At 60.8% G+C, this 14,234-nt stretch carries 12 protein-coding genes; 9 read left to right on the forward strand and 3 right to left on the reverse strand.

The features are described from left to right. The first annotated feature begins 123 nt into the window (after positions 1 to 123). Entirely contained in the window at positions 124 to 933 is an 810-nt protein-coding gene (locus MJP36_RS10910) for a UDP-2,3-diacylglucosamine diphosphatase (RefSeq protein ID WP_060756060.1), read from the forward strand. A gap of 120 nt (positions 934 to 1,053) precedes the next feature. On the opposite strand, the gene MJP36_RS10915 is transcribed toward MJP36_RS10910, so the two are convergent. The 3 genes from MJP36_RS10915 to phhA all read right to left on the reverse strand — a co-directional run bounded on the left by MJP36_RS10915 (position 1,054) and on the right by phhA (position 3,492). Further along, on the reverse strand, positions 1,054 to 2,247 hold the full coding sequence (locus MJP36_RS10915; RefSeq protein WP_161549119.1) for an amino acid aminotransferase: 1,194 nt from the start codon (positions 2,245 to 2,247) through the stop codon (positions 1,054 to 1,056). Next, on the reverse strand, positions 2,247 to 2,603 hold the full coding sequence (locus tag MJP36_RS10920; RefSeq protein ID WP_060756058.1) for a 4a-hydroxytetrahydrobiopterin dehydratase: 357 nt from the start codon (positions 2,601 to 2,603) through the stop codon (positions 2,247 to 2,249). The genes MJP36_RS10915 and MJP36_RS10920 overlap by 1 nt, the downstream gene beginning before the upstream one ends. 97 nt (positions 2,604 to 2,700) lie before the next feature. After that, on the reverse strand, positions 2,701 to 3,492 hold the full coding sequence (gene phhA, locus MJP36_RS10925) for a phenylalanine 4-monooxygenase (RefSeq protein ID WP_060756057.1): 792 nt from the start codon (positions 3,490 to 3,492) through the stop codon (positions 2,701 to 2,703). A gap of 256 nt (positions 3,493 to 3,748) precedes the next feature. On the opposite strand from phhA, the gene MJP36_RS10930 reads away from it, so the two are divergent. From MJP36_RS10930 to MJP36_RS10965, 8 genes are all read left to right on the forward strand, one after another. Next, positions 3,749 to 5,311: a sigma-54-dependent transcriptional regulator gene (locus MJP36_RS10930; RefSeq protein WP_244385352.1), complete on the forward strand. Its 1,563-nt coding sequence runs from the start codon at positions 3,749 to 3,751 to the stop codon at positions 5,309 to 5,311. Between the two features lie 328 nt (positions 5,312 to 5,639). Then, positions 5,640 to 6,380, forward strand: a complete 741-nt coding sequence (locus tag MJP36_RS10935) for a flagellar basal body rod protein FlgF (RefSeq protein WP_060756055.1) — start codon at positions 5,640 to 5,642, stop codon at positions 6,378 to 6,380. Between the two features lie 68 nt (positions 6,381 to 6,448). Then, positions 6,449 to 7,234 carry a flagellar basal-body rod protein FlgG gene (gene flgG / locus MJP36_RS10940; RefSeq protein ID WP_060756054.1) on the forward strand — a complete coding sequence of 262 codons (786 nt, stop codon included), beginning with the start codon at positions 6,449 to 6,451 and terminating at the stop codon, positions 7,232 to 7,234. Between the two features lie 53 nt (positions 7,235 to 7,287). Next, entirely contained in the window at positions 7,288 to 7,983 is a 696-nt protein-coding gene (gene flgH / locus MJP36_RS10945; protein ID WP_060756053.1) for a flagellar basal body L-ring protein FlgH, read from the forward strand. Positions 7,984 to 7,989: 6 nt separating this feature from the next. Continuing rightward, positions 7,990 to 9,099 (forward strand): flagellar basal body P-ring protein FlgI, encoded by a 1,110-nt coding sequence (locus tag MJP36_RS10950; RefSeq protein WP_161549168.1) that lies wholly within the window; start codon positions 7,990 to 7,992, stop codon positions 9,097 to 9,099. A 4-nt stretch (positions 9,100 to 9,103) separates the two neighbouring features. Further along, positions 9,104 to 10,366: a flagellar assembly peptidoglycan hydrolase FlgJ gene (gene flgJ / locus MJP36_RS10955; RefSeq protein WP_244385353.1), complete on the forward strand. Its 1,263-nt coding sequence runs from the start codon at positions 9,104 to 9,106 to the stop codon at positions 10,364 to 10,366. A gap of 10 nt (positions 10,367 to 10,376) precedes the next feature. Continuing rightward, positions 10,377 to 12,413 (forward strand): flagellar hook-associated protein FlgK, encoded by a 2,037-nt coding sequence (gene flgK / locus MJP36_RS10960; RefSeq protein WP_244385354.1) that lies wholly within the window; start codon positions 10,377 to 10,379, stop codon positions 12,411 to 12,413. A gap of 14 nt (positions 12,414 to 12,427) precedes the next feature. Next, positions 12,428 to 14,011: a flagellar hook-associated protein 3 gene (locus tag MJP36_RS10965; protein WP_090369509.1), complete on the forward strand. Its 1,584-nt coding sequence runs from the start codon at positions 12,428 to 12,430 to the stop codon at positions 14,009 to 14,011. The last annotated feature ends 223 nt before the right edge of the window (positions 14,012 to 14,234 follow it).

A 14,234-nucleotide genomic window follows, 5' to 3' on the forward strand; every position in this document is an offset into this window, starting at 1 on the left:
CAACAAGTGCGCAGTCTACAACGCTTCGCAGGTGCCCGGCGCTGTCATCGCACTGACGCAAAGCTGTCATGGGCTATTAATCGCGAGGGCGCAAGCTCGCGAAAACACCGTCGAGGGATGCCCATGACCAGTGCCGAGTTCGCCAGACCCAGCCGCAAACAACGGGTTCGTACCCTATGGATTTCCGACGTGCACCTGGGCACCCGGGATTGCCAGGCCGAACACCTGTCGCAGTTCCTCAAGGGGTACCACGCCGATAAGGTGTACCTGGTCGGCGACATCATCGACGGCTGGAAGATGCGCGGCGGCATGTATTGGCCCCAGGCCCATACCAATGTGATCCGGCGCCTGCTGACCATGGCCAAGCGCGGCACCGAGGTGATTTACGTCACCGGCAACCACGACGAATTCCTGCGCCGCTATTCCAAGCTGATCCTGGGCAATATCCAACTGGTGGATGAAGCGGTGCATGTGACCGCTGATGGTCGCCATCTGCTGGTGATCCACGGCGATCAGTTTGACGTGATCACCCGTTACCACCGCTGGCTGGCGTTCCTCGGCGACTCGGCCTACGAATTTACCCTGACCCTGAACCGCTGGCTCAACCACTGGCGCGCGCGGTATGGCTATGGCTACTGGTCGCTGTCGGCCTACCTCAAGCATAAGGTCAAGACGGCGGTGAGTTTTATCAGCGATTTCGAAGAAGCGATTGCCCACGAAGTGACCCGGCGCGAGCTGCATGGCGTGGTGTGCGGGCATATTCATCATGCCGAAATTCGCAAGGTGGGCGAGGTGGACTACCTCAACTGCGGGGACTGGGTAGAGTCGTGCACGGCGTTGATCGAGCACTGGGATGGGAGTATCGAGTTGTACCGCTTGGCGGATGCGCAGGCGAAAGAGGCGCAGCTCAAAGCCGAGATGGTTGCCGGCTAGTGTTCAACCCTGTCCGAATGTGGGAGGGGGCTTGCCCCCGATAGCTCTGTGTCAGTCAGCACTTCAGTTGCTGAAAGACAGCCATCGGGAGCAAGCCCCACATTTTCAGTCCGGGTTTCTTCAGTTGGAAACGTCGGCGATGGCCTGGGCCAACAGGGTCAGCCGCTTGGCATCAATCCCTGCAACGCTGGCACGCCCCGAACTCACCATGTACACGCTGTGCTTCTCGCGCAGTTGTTTCACCTGTTCGGCATTCAAGCCGGTATAGGAAAACATCCCGCGCTGCGCGCCGATATGCGCAAACCGCTCGGCCAAGCCATGGGGCGCCAATGCCTCGACCAAGCCCGCGCGCAAATGGGCAATCCGCGAGCGCATGGCTTCGACTTCGTCGCTCCACACCTTTTTAAGTTGAGCGTCACCCAGGATAGTCGCGACCACTGCCGCACCATGATCCGGCGGCGTCGACCATAGGTTGCGTGCGATATTCGCCAGTTGGCTGCGCACATCCGTGAGTTTCTCGGCGTCTGCCGTGCACACGATCAAGGCGCCGACACGGTCGCGATACAGGCCGAAGTTCTTCGAGCAGGAACTGGTGATCAGTACCTCAGGCAGCTCGGCGGTAAACAGCCGCACTGCCCAGGCGTCCTGCTCCAGGCCGTCGCCGAAGCCCTGGTAGGCGAAGTCGATCAGTGGCAGCAAGTGGCGCTCGCGCACGATCTGCAGCACCTGGCGCCAATCCTCCTGGGACAGGTCGAACCCGGTCGGGTTATGGCAGCAGGCGTGCAGCAGCACGACGTCGCCCTTGGGCACAGTCGACAGGGTGGCGAGCATCGCCTGCACATCCAGGCGATTGTCAGTGCCCACATAGGGGTAATGGCTGACCTTGATCCCGGCCTTGGCGAAGATCGTTTCGTGGATCGGCCAGGTCGGGTTGCTCAGCCACACGCCGCGACCGGGCAGGCTGTGGGCGATAAAGTCGGCGCTCAAGCGCAGGGCACCGGTGCCACCAGGGGTCTGGGTGGCGCCGGCACGGCGTTCACGGATCAGCGGGGAATCGGCGCCCAGCACCAGCTCGCTGATCAGGCTGCCGAACGCAGGGTTGCCGTGCCCGCCGATGTAGGTCTTGGTGGTCTGCGTGTCCACCAGGCGTTGCTCGGCCAGCTTGACCGAATGAGGGATCGGCGTCAGGCCCTGGTCGTCCTTATAGACGCCCACGCCCAGGTCGAACTTGTTCGGGTGGGTGTCCTGGGCGTACAGGTCCATCAGTCCGAGGATCGGGTCGCCGGGCACGCGGCCAATGGCATCGAAGTGCATTACTTGCGGCCCTCGGCAGTCTTGGCCACTTCGTCAGTGCGTGCGGCCATGATGAAGTCGTTGCGGTGCAGGCCCTTGATGGAGTGGCTCCACCAGGTCACGGTGACTTTGCCCCACTCGGTAAGCAAGCCTGGGTGATGGCCTTCGGCTTCGGAGATTTCACCCATGGCATTGGTGAAGGCGAGGGCGAACTTGAAGTTCTTGAACAGGAAAACCTTTTCCAGCTGCATCACACCGTCGCGGACTTCGATGTTCCAGTCGGGGATCTGCTTGATCAGTACCGGCAGCTCTTCATCGCTGACTTGCGGGGCGTCGGCGCGGCAGGCTTCGCAGTGGGCTTGGTTCAAGTTGGTCATGGGGGTGTCCTGAATTCGAATGTTTGAAGGTCAGTAGCGTCACCCTAAAGCAACGCGGGGCCAGGGAACAGACTCACCTGGCCTTAATCGATGAGGTTCACGCAGCCTTGGGCTTGGGCGGGAATTTCGGCGCATGCAGGCCCAACTGCATCCCGCGCTCGACCATGGCCATGATGTCTTCCTGCGCCACTTCGAACAGGCGCTTGAGCTCAGGCAGTACGAAATACAGCGGTTGCAGGATGTCGATACGGTAGGGGGTGCGCATGGCCTCCAGCGGGTCGAAGGCTTGATGCTCGGGCTCGTCCGACAGGCTGTACACCGTCTCCTTGGGCGAAGACAGAATGCCACCCCCGTAGATACGTCGGCCTTGCGGCGTGTCTACCAGGCCGAACTCGATGGTCATCCAGTACAGGCGCGCCAGGTATACCCGTTGCTCTTTGGTGGCCGCCAGGCCGAGCTTGCCGTAGGTGTGGGTGAATTCGGCGAACCAGGGGTTGGTCAGCAGCGGGCAGTGGCCGAAGATCTCGTGGAAGATATCCGGCTCTTGCAGGTAGTCCAGTTCTTCACGGGTACGAATAAAGGTCGCCACTGGAAACTGCTTGCTGGCGAGCAGTTCGAAGAAGGTCTGGAACGGGATCAATGCCGGTACGCGGGCGACCTGCCAGCCGGTGGTTGCGGCCAGCACTTGGTTGATCTCACCCAGTTGCGGGATGCGATCCAGCGGAAGGCCGAGCTTGTCGATGCCGTCCAGGTATTCCTGGCAGGCGCGGCCCTCGATCACTTTCAACTGGCGAGTGATCAGGGTGTTCCACACCGCGTGTTCTTCCGGCGGGTAGTGGATAAAACCTTGCGCATCGGGCTCGCGGGCCACGTATTGCGTCTGCTTCATACGGCTCTCCTGCTAGGCATTCGTTCTTGTTATGTCCTGCGATGAGCTATTGATAACCTGCTGGGCGTTGGATTCCACCTACCTTCAGCGGTGATGCGTAGGAAAATATACCGGTTTTCGTAAAGTATTCGTTACAGGTGTAAGGCTAATCTTTGCGCTGGGCTGTGAAACGTGCGCAAGGTGTCACATAATCTTGACGAATATCTGCGCCCAGTGACAAAAAGACGCGGCGCCTTCCCACTTTTCGAGCCCTTTCATGCGTATCAAAGTGCACTGCCAGAACCGTATCGGCATCCTGCGGGACATTCTCAACCTGCTGGTAGAGTACGGCGTCAACGTCGCCAAGGGCGAAGTCGGCGGTGAGCATGGCAACGCGATCTATCTGTTTTGCCCCAACCTTGTGAACATGCAATTCCAGGCGCTGCGCCCGCAATTCGAGGCGATAGCCGGGGTGTTTGGGGTCAAGCGCGTCGGGCTGATGCCCAGCGAACGGCGGCACATGGAACTCAACGCGCTGCTCGGCGCCCTGGAGTTTCCGGTGTTGTCGATCGACATGGGCGGTTCCATCGTTGCCGCCAACCGTGCCGCCGCGCAGTTGCTCGGGGTGCGGGTGGACGAGGTGCCGGGGATTCCGTTGTCGCGTTATGCCGAAGACTTCGATCTGCCGGAGTTGGTGCGCGCCAGCAAGTCGCGGATCAACGGCCTGCGGGTCAAGGTCAAGGGTGACGTGTTTCTGGCGGACATCGCACCGCTGCAATCGTCCGAGCACGATGACAGCGAGGCCATGGCCGGTGCGGTGTTGACGCTGCACCGTGCCGACCGTGTCGGTGAACGCATCTACAACGTGCGCAAGCAGGAACTGCGCGGCTTTGACAGTATTTTCCAGAGCTCCAAGGTCATGGCTGCGGTGGTGCGTGAAGCCCGGCGCATGGCACCGTTGGATGCGCCGCTATTAATAGAAGGGGAAACCGGCACCGGTAAAGAACTGCTGGCCCGGGCTTGCCACCTGGCGAGCCCGCGTGGGCAGTCGCCGTTGATGGCGCTTAATTGCGCAGGCTTGCCGGAGTCGATGGCCGAGACCGAGCTGTTCGGCTACGGCCCTGGTGCGTTTGAAGGCGCACGGGCCGAGGGTAAGTTGGGGCTGTTGGAGTTGACGGCAGGCGGTACGCTGTTTCTCGACGGGGTGGGGGAAATGAGTGCGCGCTTGCAGGTGAAGTTGCTGCGGTTTTTGCAGGACGGTTGCTTCCGCCGTGTAGGTAGTGATGAGGAGGTGTACCTGGATGTGCGCGTGATCTGCGCCACCCAGGTGGACTTGTCCGAGTTGTGCGCGCGCGGCGAGTTCCGCCAGGACCTTTATCACCGTCTCAACGTGCTGTCCCTGCACATCCCCCCCTTGCGCGAATGCCTTGATGGCTTGGCGCCGTTGGTCGAGCACTTCCTCGATCAGGCCAGCCGGCAAATCGGCTGTGCATTGCCTAAGTTGGCGCCGGCTGCCATGGATCGCCTCAGTCACTACCATTGGCCGGGTAACGTGCGGCAGCTGGAAAACGTGTTGTTCCAGGCGGTGTCGTTGTGTGATGGCGGCACGGTCAAGGCCGAGCACATTCGTTTGCCGGACTACGGCGTGCGTCAGCCGCTTGGCGATTTTTCCCTGGACGGCGGCCTGGAAGAGATCGTCGGGCGGTTCGAGAAGGCGGTGCTGGAAAGCCTGTACGCCGAGCACCCCAGCAGCCGGCAATTGGGCAAGCGTCTGGGGGTGTCTCACACCACCATCGCCAATAAGCTGCGTGATTACGAAATCCTCAAGTCCGACAAATAACTCACTGACAAAACCCCGTCAGAAATGTGGGAGCGGGCTTGCTCGCGAATGCGGAGTGTCAGTCAGTACATGTGTGACAGGTCTACTGCATTCGCGAGCAAGCCCGCTCCCACATTTGATCTCTATCGCCGATAAGACCGGCGCTTGCCGCAGGCGGCATAAGTCCGCCGTTTTTCCGACTACTCCCTGATCCTGAATTTTAAAGACACCCCCGAAAACCCCCGCCCCGCCTGGACTTCAGGTTCTTTTTAAAAGTTGGTTCGCAAATTGCTTAAGCCTCGTCAGTACAGCGGTGGGCGGCAAGCGTCCGTCAGAAAGAGGAAAGAGCGTGGACAAGTACCTTTATGTGGCAATGACCGGCGCCAGCCAGAATGCACTGGCGCAGAAGGCCCATGCCAACAACCTGGCGAACATTTCCACCAATGGTTTCCAACGTGACCTGGAGCAGGCGCGTTCGATGCCGGTGTTCGGTGACAGCTTTCCTGCGCGGGCATTTGCGATGACCGAGCGGCCTGCCACCGACTTTTCCCCGGGCGCCATGATCGAAACCGGCCGCGACCTGGACGTGGCTGTCAGCGGCGACGGCTGGATGGCCGTGCAAACCCCGGATGGCGGCGAAGCCTACGTGCGCAGCGCCAGCATGAATGTGGATGCGCTGGGCGTGCTGCGGGCCGGCAACGGTATGCCGATCATGGGCAACGGTGGCCCGATTGCCGTGCCGCCCCAGCAGAAAATCGAAGTGGGCGCCGATGGCACCATCAGTATCCGCGCCATGGGCGAAGGCCCACGGGTGATGGCGGAAGTAGACCGTATCAAGATGGTTCAGCCCGACCTCAAGAACATGACCAAGGCCCTCGATGGCACCATCCACACCAAGGACGGCAAGCCGGCCCAGGCCGACGCGAACGTCAGGCTGACCTCGGGTTTCCTGCAGGCGAGCAACGTCAATGCGGTGGAAGAGATGACCTCGGTGCTGGCGCTTTCCAAACAATTCGAGCTGCACATCAAGATGATGAACAGCGCCAAGGAAGACGACCAGGCCATGACTCGCGTTCTATCGATGAGCTGAAGCCGGCGACGACTGACGACTAATTTTGCAACGCGGCGCCAACAAACAGGCGCACGAAGGAGAACAACATGCTTCCGGCTCTATGGGTTGCCAAGACAGGCCTGTCCGCCCAGGACACCAACCTGACCACCATTTCCAACAACCTGGCCAACGTGTCGACCACGGGTTTCAAGCGTGATCGCGCCGAGTTCCAGGACTTGCTCTACCAGATCAAGCGCCAGCCAGGTGCTCAATCGACCCAGGACAGCGAGCTGCCGTCGGGCCTGCAATTGGGTACCGGTGTGCAGATCGTCGGCACCCAGAAGAACTTCAATGCCGGTAACCTGCAACAAACCGGTCAGCCACTGGATATGGCCATCAATGGCCGGGGGTTCTTCCAGATCCTGCAGCCGGACGGCACTACGTCGTACACCCGTGATGGTACGTTCCACCTCGATTCCAACGGCCAGATCGTCACCGCCAACGGTTTCGCCCTGGAGCCGGCCGTGGTGGTTCCTGCCAACGCCAAGACCTTCACCGTGGGCAACGACGGCACCGTGTCCATCACCGTGGCCGGTAACCCGGCGTCGCAAGTGATCGGCAACCTGCAAACCGCGGACTTCATCAACCCCGCCGGCTTGCAAGCCATGGGTAACAACCTGTTCCTGGAAACCGCTTCCAGCGGCGCGCCGCAAATCGGCACCCCGGGCCTGAACGGTTTTGGTACCACCCTGCAAAGCACTCTGGAAACCTCCAACGTCAGCACGGTTGAGGAGATGGTCAACATGATCACCACCCAGCGCGCCTACGAGATGAACTCCAAGGTGATTTCCACTGCCGACCAGATGCTCTCGTTCGTCACGCAGAATCTGTAATCAAGTCTATGGGGCGCTCTTGAGGGCGCCTGCAACACCGTGAGGTAAGGGTCATGAATCGCTATGTTTCTGTTCTGGCATTGAGTGGGATCGCCGTGCTCGCGGGCTGTGTCGCCCCGACGCCGAAACCCAATGACCCGTACTACGCGCCGGTGTTGCCTCGTACACCGTTGCCGGCGGCGGCCAACAATGGCTCGATCTACCAGGCCGGTTTTGAACAGAACCTGTACAGCGACCGCAAGGCATTCCGGGTGGGGGACATCATCACCATCACCCTGAACGAGAAGACCCAGGCCAGCAAGAACGCCAACTCGCAGGTCGGCAAGACCAGCAAGACCAGCATCGGCCTGACCTCGTTGTTCGGGGGTGTGCCCAATACCAACAACCCACTGGGCAGCGGTGACCTGAGCCTGAACGCCGGTTATTCCGGTGACCGCGCTACCAACGGCAAGAGTGCGGCGGGGCAGGGCAACAGCTTGACCGGTTCGATCACTGTGACCGTGGCCGACGTATTGCCCAACGGCATCATCGCCATACGCGGCGAGAAATGGATGACCCTCAACACCGGTGACGAGCTGGTGCGTATTGCGGGCATGGTGCGGGCCGATGATATTTCCACCGACAACACCGTGTCGTCGACGCGGATTGCCGATGCGCGCATTACCTACTCGGGCACGGGTTCGTTTGCCGATGCGAGTCAGCCGGGCTGGTTCGACCGTTTCTTCCTTAGCCCGCTGTTCCCTTTCTAGGTGGTCATTGTGAAACTCAAACAGCTGATGGCGGCGGCACTGTTGCTGTCCCTGAGCGCAGTCGCCCAGGCCGAGCGCCTGAAAGACATCGCCAGTATCTCCGGCGTGCGCTCCAACCAGTTGATCGGTTACGGCCTGGTGGTCGGGCTTAATGGCACGGGTGACCAGACCACCCAGACGCCGTTCACCCTGCAGACCTTCAACAACATGCTCTCGCAGTTCGGCATCAAGGTGCCGCCGGGCTCGGGCAACGTGCAATTGAAGAACGTGGCGGCGGTGTCCATCAGCGCCGACCTGCCGGCGTTTTCCAAGCCGGGGCAGGTGGTCGACATTACCGTATCGTCCATCGGTAACTCGAAAAGCCTGCGCGGCGGCACTTTGCTGATGACGCCGCTCAAGGGTATCGATGGCAACGTCTACGCCATCGCCCAGGGCAACCTGGTGGTGGGCGGCTTTGACGCCGAGGGCCGCGACGGCTCCAAGATCACCGTCAACGTGCCGTCGGCCGGGCGCATCCCTGGCGGCGCCACGGTGGAACGTACCGTGCCGAGCGGCTTCAACCAGGGCAACAGCCTGACCCTGAACCTCAACCGCTCCGACTTCACCACGGCCAAGCGCGTAGTCGACAAGATCAACGACATGCTCGGCCCTGGCGTGGCCCAGGCCATCGACGGTGGTTCGATCCGTGTGACCGCGCCGCTGGACCCGAGCCAGCGCGTGGATTACCTGTCGATCCTGGAAAACCTGGAAGTCGACCCGGGCCAGGCGGTGGCCAAAGTCATCATCAACTCGCGTACCGGCACCATCGTGATCGGTCAGAACGTCAAGGTGTCGCCGGCGGCGGTGACCCATGGCAGCCTGACCGTGACCATCACCGAAGACCCGATCGTCAGCCAGCCTGGGCCATTGTCCAATGGCCAGACGGCGGTGGTGCCCCGTTCTCGGGTCAATGCCCAGCAAGAAGCCAAGCCGATGTTCAAATTCGGCCCCGGCACCACCCTGGACGAGATTGTCCGTGCGGTGAACCAGGTGGGCGCAGCGCCCGGCGACTTGATGGCAATCCTTGAAGCTCTGAAACAGGCCGGCGCCCTGCAAGCCGACCTGATAGTGATCTGAGGCCATGGCCATGGATATGCGCAAGAGTGGGATCAGCAGCACGGCGGATTCGGGGGCTTACTCCGACCTGAACCGGCTTAACCAGCTCAAGGTGGGCGATAAGAACAGCGACGGCAACATGCGCAAAGTCGCGCAGGAGTTCGAGTCGCTGTTCTTGAACGAGATGCTCAAGTCCATGCGCTCGGCCACCGACGCCCTGGGCAAGGACAACCCGATGAACACCCCGGCCGCCAAGCAGTATCAGGAAATGTACGACCAGCAACTGGCGGTCTCGCTGTCGCGCGAAGGTGGCGGTATCGGCCTGGCCGACGTGCTCATGCGTCAGATGCAGAAGAACAAACCGGTGGACGCCCAGGCGGCCACCTTGCAAGGCCCGGCAGCGGATGCGCCGGTCAAGAAAGTCGATGTGCCGACTGAAATTGCCGCAGGCACGCAAGCCGAAGGCCCATTGGGTCGTTCCAACGGCCAGCGTCCTTTGTGGGCTTACCGTGTGGCGGTGCCGGAAGGCAGCAATGCCCACGCCAATGATATGGAACTGATGAACCAGCGCCGTATTGCCTTGCCGAGCAAGCTGACCGATCGCCTGCTGGCGGGCATCGTGCCGAGTACGGAGGTCGCCACCGTCGCCAAGACTGCGCCGCTGCGCAACAGCGCTGCCGATGACAACGTGGTCAACAGTGCCGCCCATAGCTTCGCCGTACCGAGCGGGCGCATGCAGGTGTATGGCCGTGCCATCGCCCAGCCGCCACTGGCGCCGGCGAAGAAAGCCTTCAGTTCGCAGGATGAGTTCGTCGCCACCATGTTGCCGATGGCCAAGGCGGCGGCGGCGCGTATCGGTATCGATCCGAAGTACCTGGTGGCGCAAGCCGCCCTGGAAACCGGTTGGGGTAAATCGGTGATGCGCGCCGAAGACGGCAGCAGCAGCCATAACCTGTTCGGTATCAAGGCCGGCCAGAGTTGGCAGGGTGGCCAGGCACGCGCGATCACCAGTGAGTTTCGCAATGGCGCGATGGTCAAGGAAACGGCGCAGTTCCGTTCCTATAACTCCTACCAGGACAGCTTCCATGATCTCGTGACATTGCTGCAAAGCAATGATCGCTATAAAGAAGTTGTGAAATCAGCCGACAACCCGGAGCGGTTTGTACGCGAGTTGCAAAAAGCCGGATATGCAACCGACCCGGACTACGCCAGCAAGATTTCGCAGATCGCTAAAACGATGAACAGTTACCAGAATTACGCTGCCGCGGGCGCGACCACACATTTATAAGGTCTGAATCATGAGTTTGCTCAGTATCGGGATGTCAGGGCTTAACGCCTCTCAAGGATCGTTGTCGGTCCTGAGTAACAACATTGCCAACGTCAATACTCCGGGATACTCGCGCCAGCAGACCACCCAGAACGCCAGCGCCAACAACCAGTACGGTGGGGTGTTCATCGGCAGCGGTACGACCCTGGCGGACGTGCGCCGCATTTATAACGATTTTCTGGGAGCCGCCTACCAGAGCAGTACCGCGCTCAACAGCGATGCCACCGCGTACGCGGGCCAGGCCGCGGCGATCGACAAAACCCTGTCGGACAAATCCACGGGTATGTCCGCTGCGCTCAGTGCATTCTTTTCATCCCTGCAAACCGCCGCCGCCACGCCGAGCGATGTTTCCGCGCGGCAACTGTTGGTGACCAGCGCGCAGACCTTGAGCAACCGCTTCAACTCGATTTCCACACAGTTGACCCAGCAGAAAGAAGGCATCAACAGCCAACTGGGTACGCTGAGTGATCAGGTCAACAAGCTGACGTCGTCGATCGCCTCGCTCAACAACCAGATCACAACCGCCCAGGGATCATCGACCAGTGCGCCGGCCAACCTGCTGGATGCGCGTAACGAGGCGGTGCGTTCGCTCAATGAGCTGATTGGCGTCACTGCTACCGAGAAGAACGGCCAGTTCAGTATCACCACCGGCACCGGACAGTCGCTGGTAGAGGGCAATATCGCCAATACCATTTCAGCGGTGCCGAGCAAGACCGATAACAGCCAGTACACCATCCAGCTCAACATGGGCGATACGAAGATGGACATCGGCTCGGTGATTTCCGGCGGCAGCATCGGTGGCCTGTTGCGCTATCGCGGTGATGTGCTGATGCCGGCCATCAACGATTTGGGACGCATCGCCATTGCTACCGCCGACAGCGTCAACGCCCAGTTGGGGCAGGGCCTGGACCTGAACAGTGATTTCGGCTCCTCGCTGTTCAGTGATATCAACACTGCGGCCACCATTGCCCAGCGCAGCCAGGCGGCTGCGGGTAACAGTGCAGGCTCCGGCAATCTGAATGTGACGATTACCGACACCAGCAAGCTGTCGACCTTCGACTACAAGGTCACCTTCACCAGCGGCAACCTGTACAACGTGGTGCGTTCGGACGGCAAGGCGATGGGCTCGTTCGACACCACGACCACGCCGCCGCCGGTGATTGATGGTTTTACCCTGGCGTTGAACGGCGCCGGTCCCGTAGCGGCCGGTGACAGTTTCAAAGTCAGCCCGACGGCCACGGGGGCCAGTAATATCGGCGTCCAACTCAAGGATCCGAACAAGCTCGCGTTTGCGGCACCCTTGGCTGGTAATGCCAGCAAGACCAACACTGGCGCCGGCACGTTCACACCGCCTACCTTGACCGTGCCCATTGATATCAACGGTGGTGCCGCGACCGCGCAATTGCGCACCGGGATCGAAAACTCGATGCCGGTGAAGATGGTCTTCGGCAAGCCGGCGGCGGACGGTACCCAGCCATATACCGTCAGCGATGCACAAGGCAACCCGATCGGCACCGGCAGCATCATCCCGGGCCAGGGCAACAAGATCAGCATCAATGTGCCCATGCGCGATGCCACCGGGGCGCTGATTCCGGGCAAGAGCTTCAACTTCGATACCACGGTGGCCGGCACGCCGGCCAATGGCGACAGCACGACCTTTTCTTTCAACAGCGGCGCCACCTCCGATGGTCGCAACGCTCAGGAGTTGTTGGGTTTGCAGACCAAGGCGACGGTCGGTGCGGTGGATGGCAACGCGGGCGTGAGCCTGGTCAGCGCCAATAGCCGGCTGGTGTCCCAGGTGGGCTCCAAGGCCGCCCAGGCCAACACCGACACCACCGCCACCGGCGCCTTGCTGGCGGCGAACAAGGCGGCCAGCAACTCGGTGTCCCAGGTCAACCTGGACGAGGAGGCGGGCGACATGATCAAGTTCCAGCAGTACTACACCGCGTCGTCGCAGATCATCAAGGCCGCGCAAGAAACCTTCAGCACGCTGATCAACGCCCTTTAAAGGAGTCTGGAACGATGCGTATCTCTACACAGCAGTATTTCGACACCAGCTCCAGCAAGTACCAGGATAACTATTCGGGCGTGGTGAAGGCTCAGGACCAGGCCAGTTCCGGTATTCGGGTGCAAACTGCCTCGGATGATCCGGTGGCGGCCGCCCAATTGCTGATGTTGCAGCAGCAGAAGGACATGCTGGGCCAGTTCAACGGCAACATCACCACCTTGCAGAACTCGCTCGGTAACGAAGAAACGGTACTGCAGAGCATCAACCTTGCGTTGCAGTCGGCCAGTGAGCTGGCGTTGCAGGCCGGTAACCAGCGCCTCAGCGATGACGACCGCAAGGCGCTGGCCAGCAAGGTCGGCGCGCTTGAAGATCACGTGCTGGGCCTGCTCAACAGCAAGGACTCCAGTGGCAACTACATGTTCTCCGGGTCCAAGACCGACACGCCGCCCTATATACGCAACAACGACGGCACCTACACCTACCAGGGTGATGAGACGCCGCTGAGCCTGCAGGTATCGAGCAACCTGTCGATCGCCATGGGCGATACCGGCAAGGCCCTGCTCGAAAGTTCGTCCAACACCGGTCGTACCCAGACCACGTTGTTGCCGCCGGCGGTCAATGACGGCAAGGTGGCGATTTCGGCAGGCCTGGTCACCTCCAGCACCAATTACATCAAGAACTTTGCCGACGGCCAGCCGTATAAGCTGACCTTCGCCAGCAGCACTCAATACAGCGTGACCGACAAGGACGGTAACGACGTGACGTCCGAGATCCCCGGTAACGGCACGTTTGACGCCACCAAGGAGGGCGCTTCCAGCGTCAACCTGCGTGGGGTCAAGTTCGACATCTCGCTGAACCTGGGGGCGAGTGTCGCGCCCGGTGCCGCTTCGGATGCGCTGGTAGCGGGCAAGGTGTTCACCCTGGAAAGCAAGCCGGATACGTTCAGTGTCTCGCGCACGGCCAGCAACCCGTCCACGGCGCAGCTGACCGGCGGCAGTGTGACGGACCAGGCGGCGTATGCCAGCACCTTTCCCAACTCGGGTGCGGTGATCAAGTTCACCAGTGGTACCGATTACCAGGTGTTCGCCCAGCCTTACAGCACTGACAGCAAGGCCATTGCCAGCGGCACCATCGCCGCCGGCGCCACTTCGGTCACCACGGCCGGGGTGACCTTCGGCATCAGTGGCACGCCGGGTGCCGGCGACCAGTTTTCGGTCGGCGCCACCAGTAACAAGAACATGAATGCCCTGGATACCCTGGGCCAGTTGCGCAAGGCCCTGGAAACGCCGTCGGATGGCAGCCAGGTGGCGATGAATCAGCTCAAGGACGTGGTCAATACCAGCATCGCCAACCTGGCGAATGCGACCGCGCAGATCGACCAGGTACGTGGCTCCATCGGTGCGCGTAACAATGCCCTGGATATCCAGAGCCAGGAAAACACCAGCCTGGGCCTGGCCAACACCACCACCATGTCGTCACTGGCGAACGTGGACATGGGGCAGGCGGCCATTGACCTGACCTTGCAGCAGACCATGTTGCAAGCCTCGCAGCTGGCCTTCGTGAAAATCTCGCAGTTGAGCCTGTTCAGCCGCATGTAATCGGCGTCCAGACCAACGGCCCACCCTGGCAACAGGGTGGGCCGTTGTCGTTTCGGGTGTCAGGAACGTTGCGCGGTTTTGCACAAAGCGAACAAAATTGAGTGACCTGTGAGTCATTAAGCGCATCTTCACTGTATCGTGTGAAAAGGATAAGTCGTCACAGGGTCCTTGCGAGGCGGCTTTCAGCGAGTTTTTTACGGGGTTTTCCCCTTTATTGTCAGCA

Source organism: Pseudomonas palleroniana (assembly GCF_022836895.1).
Lineage (GTDB): Bacteria > Pseudomonadota > Gammaproteobacteria > Pseudomonadales > Pseudomonadaceae > Aquipseudomonas > Aquipseudomonas palleroniana.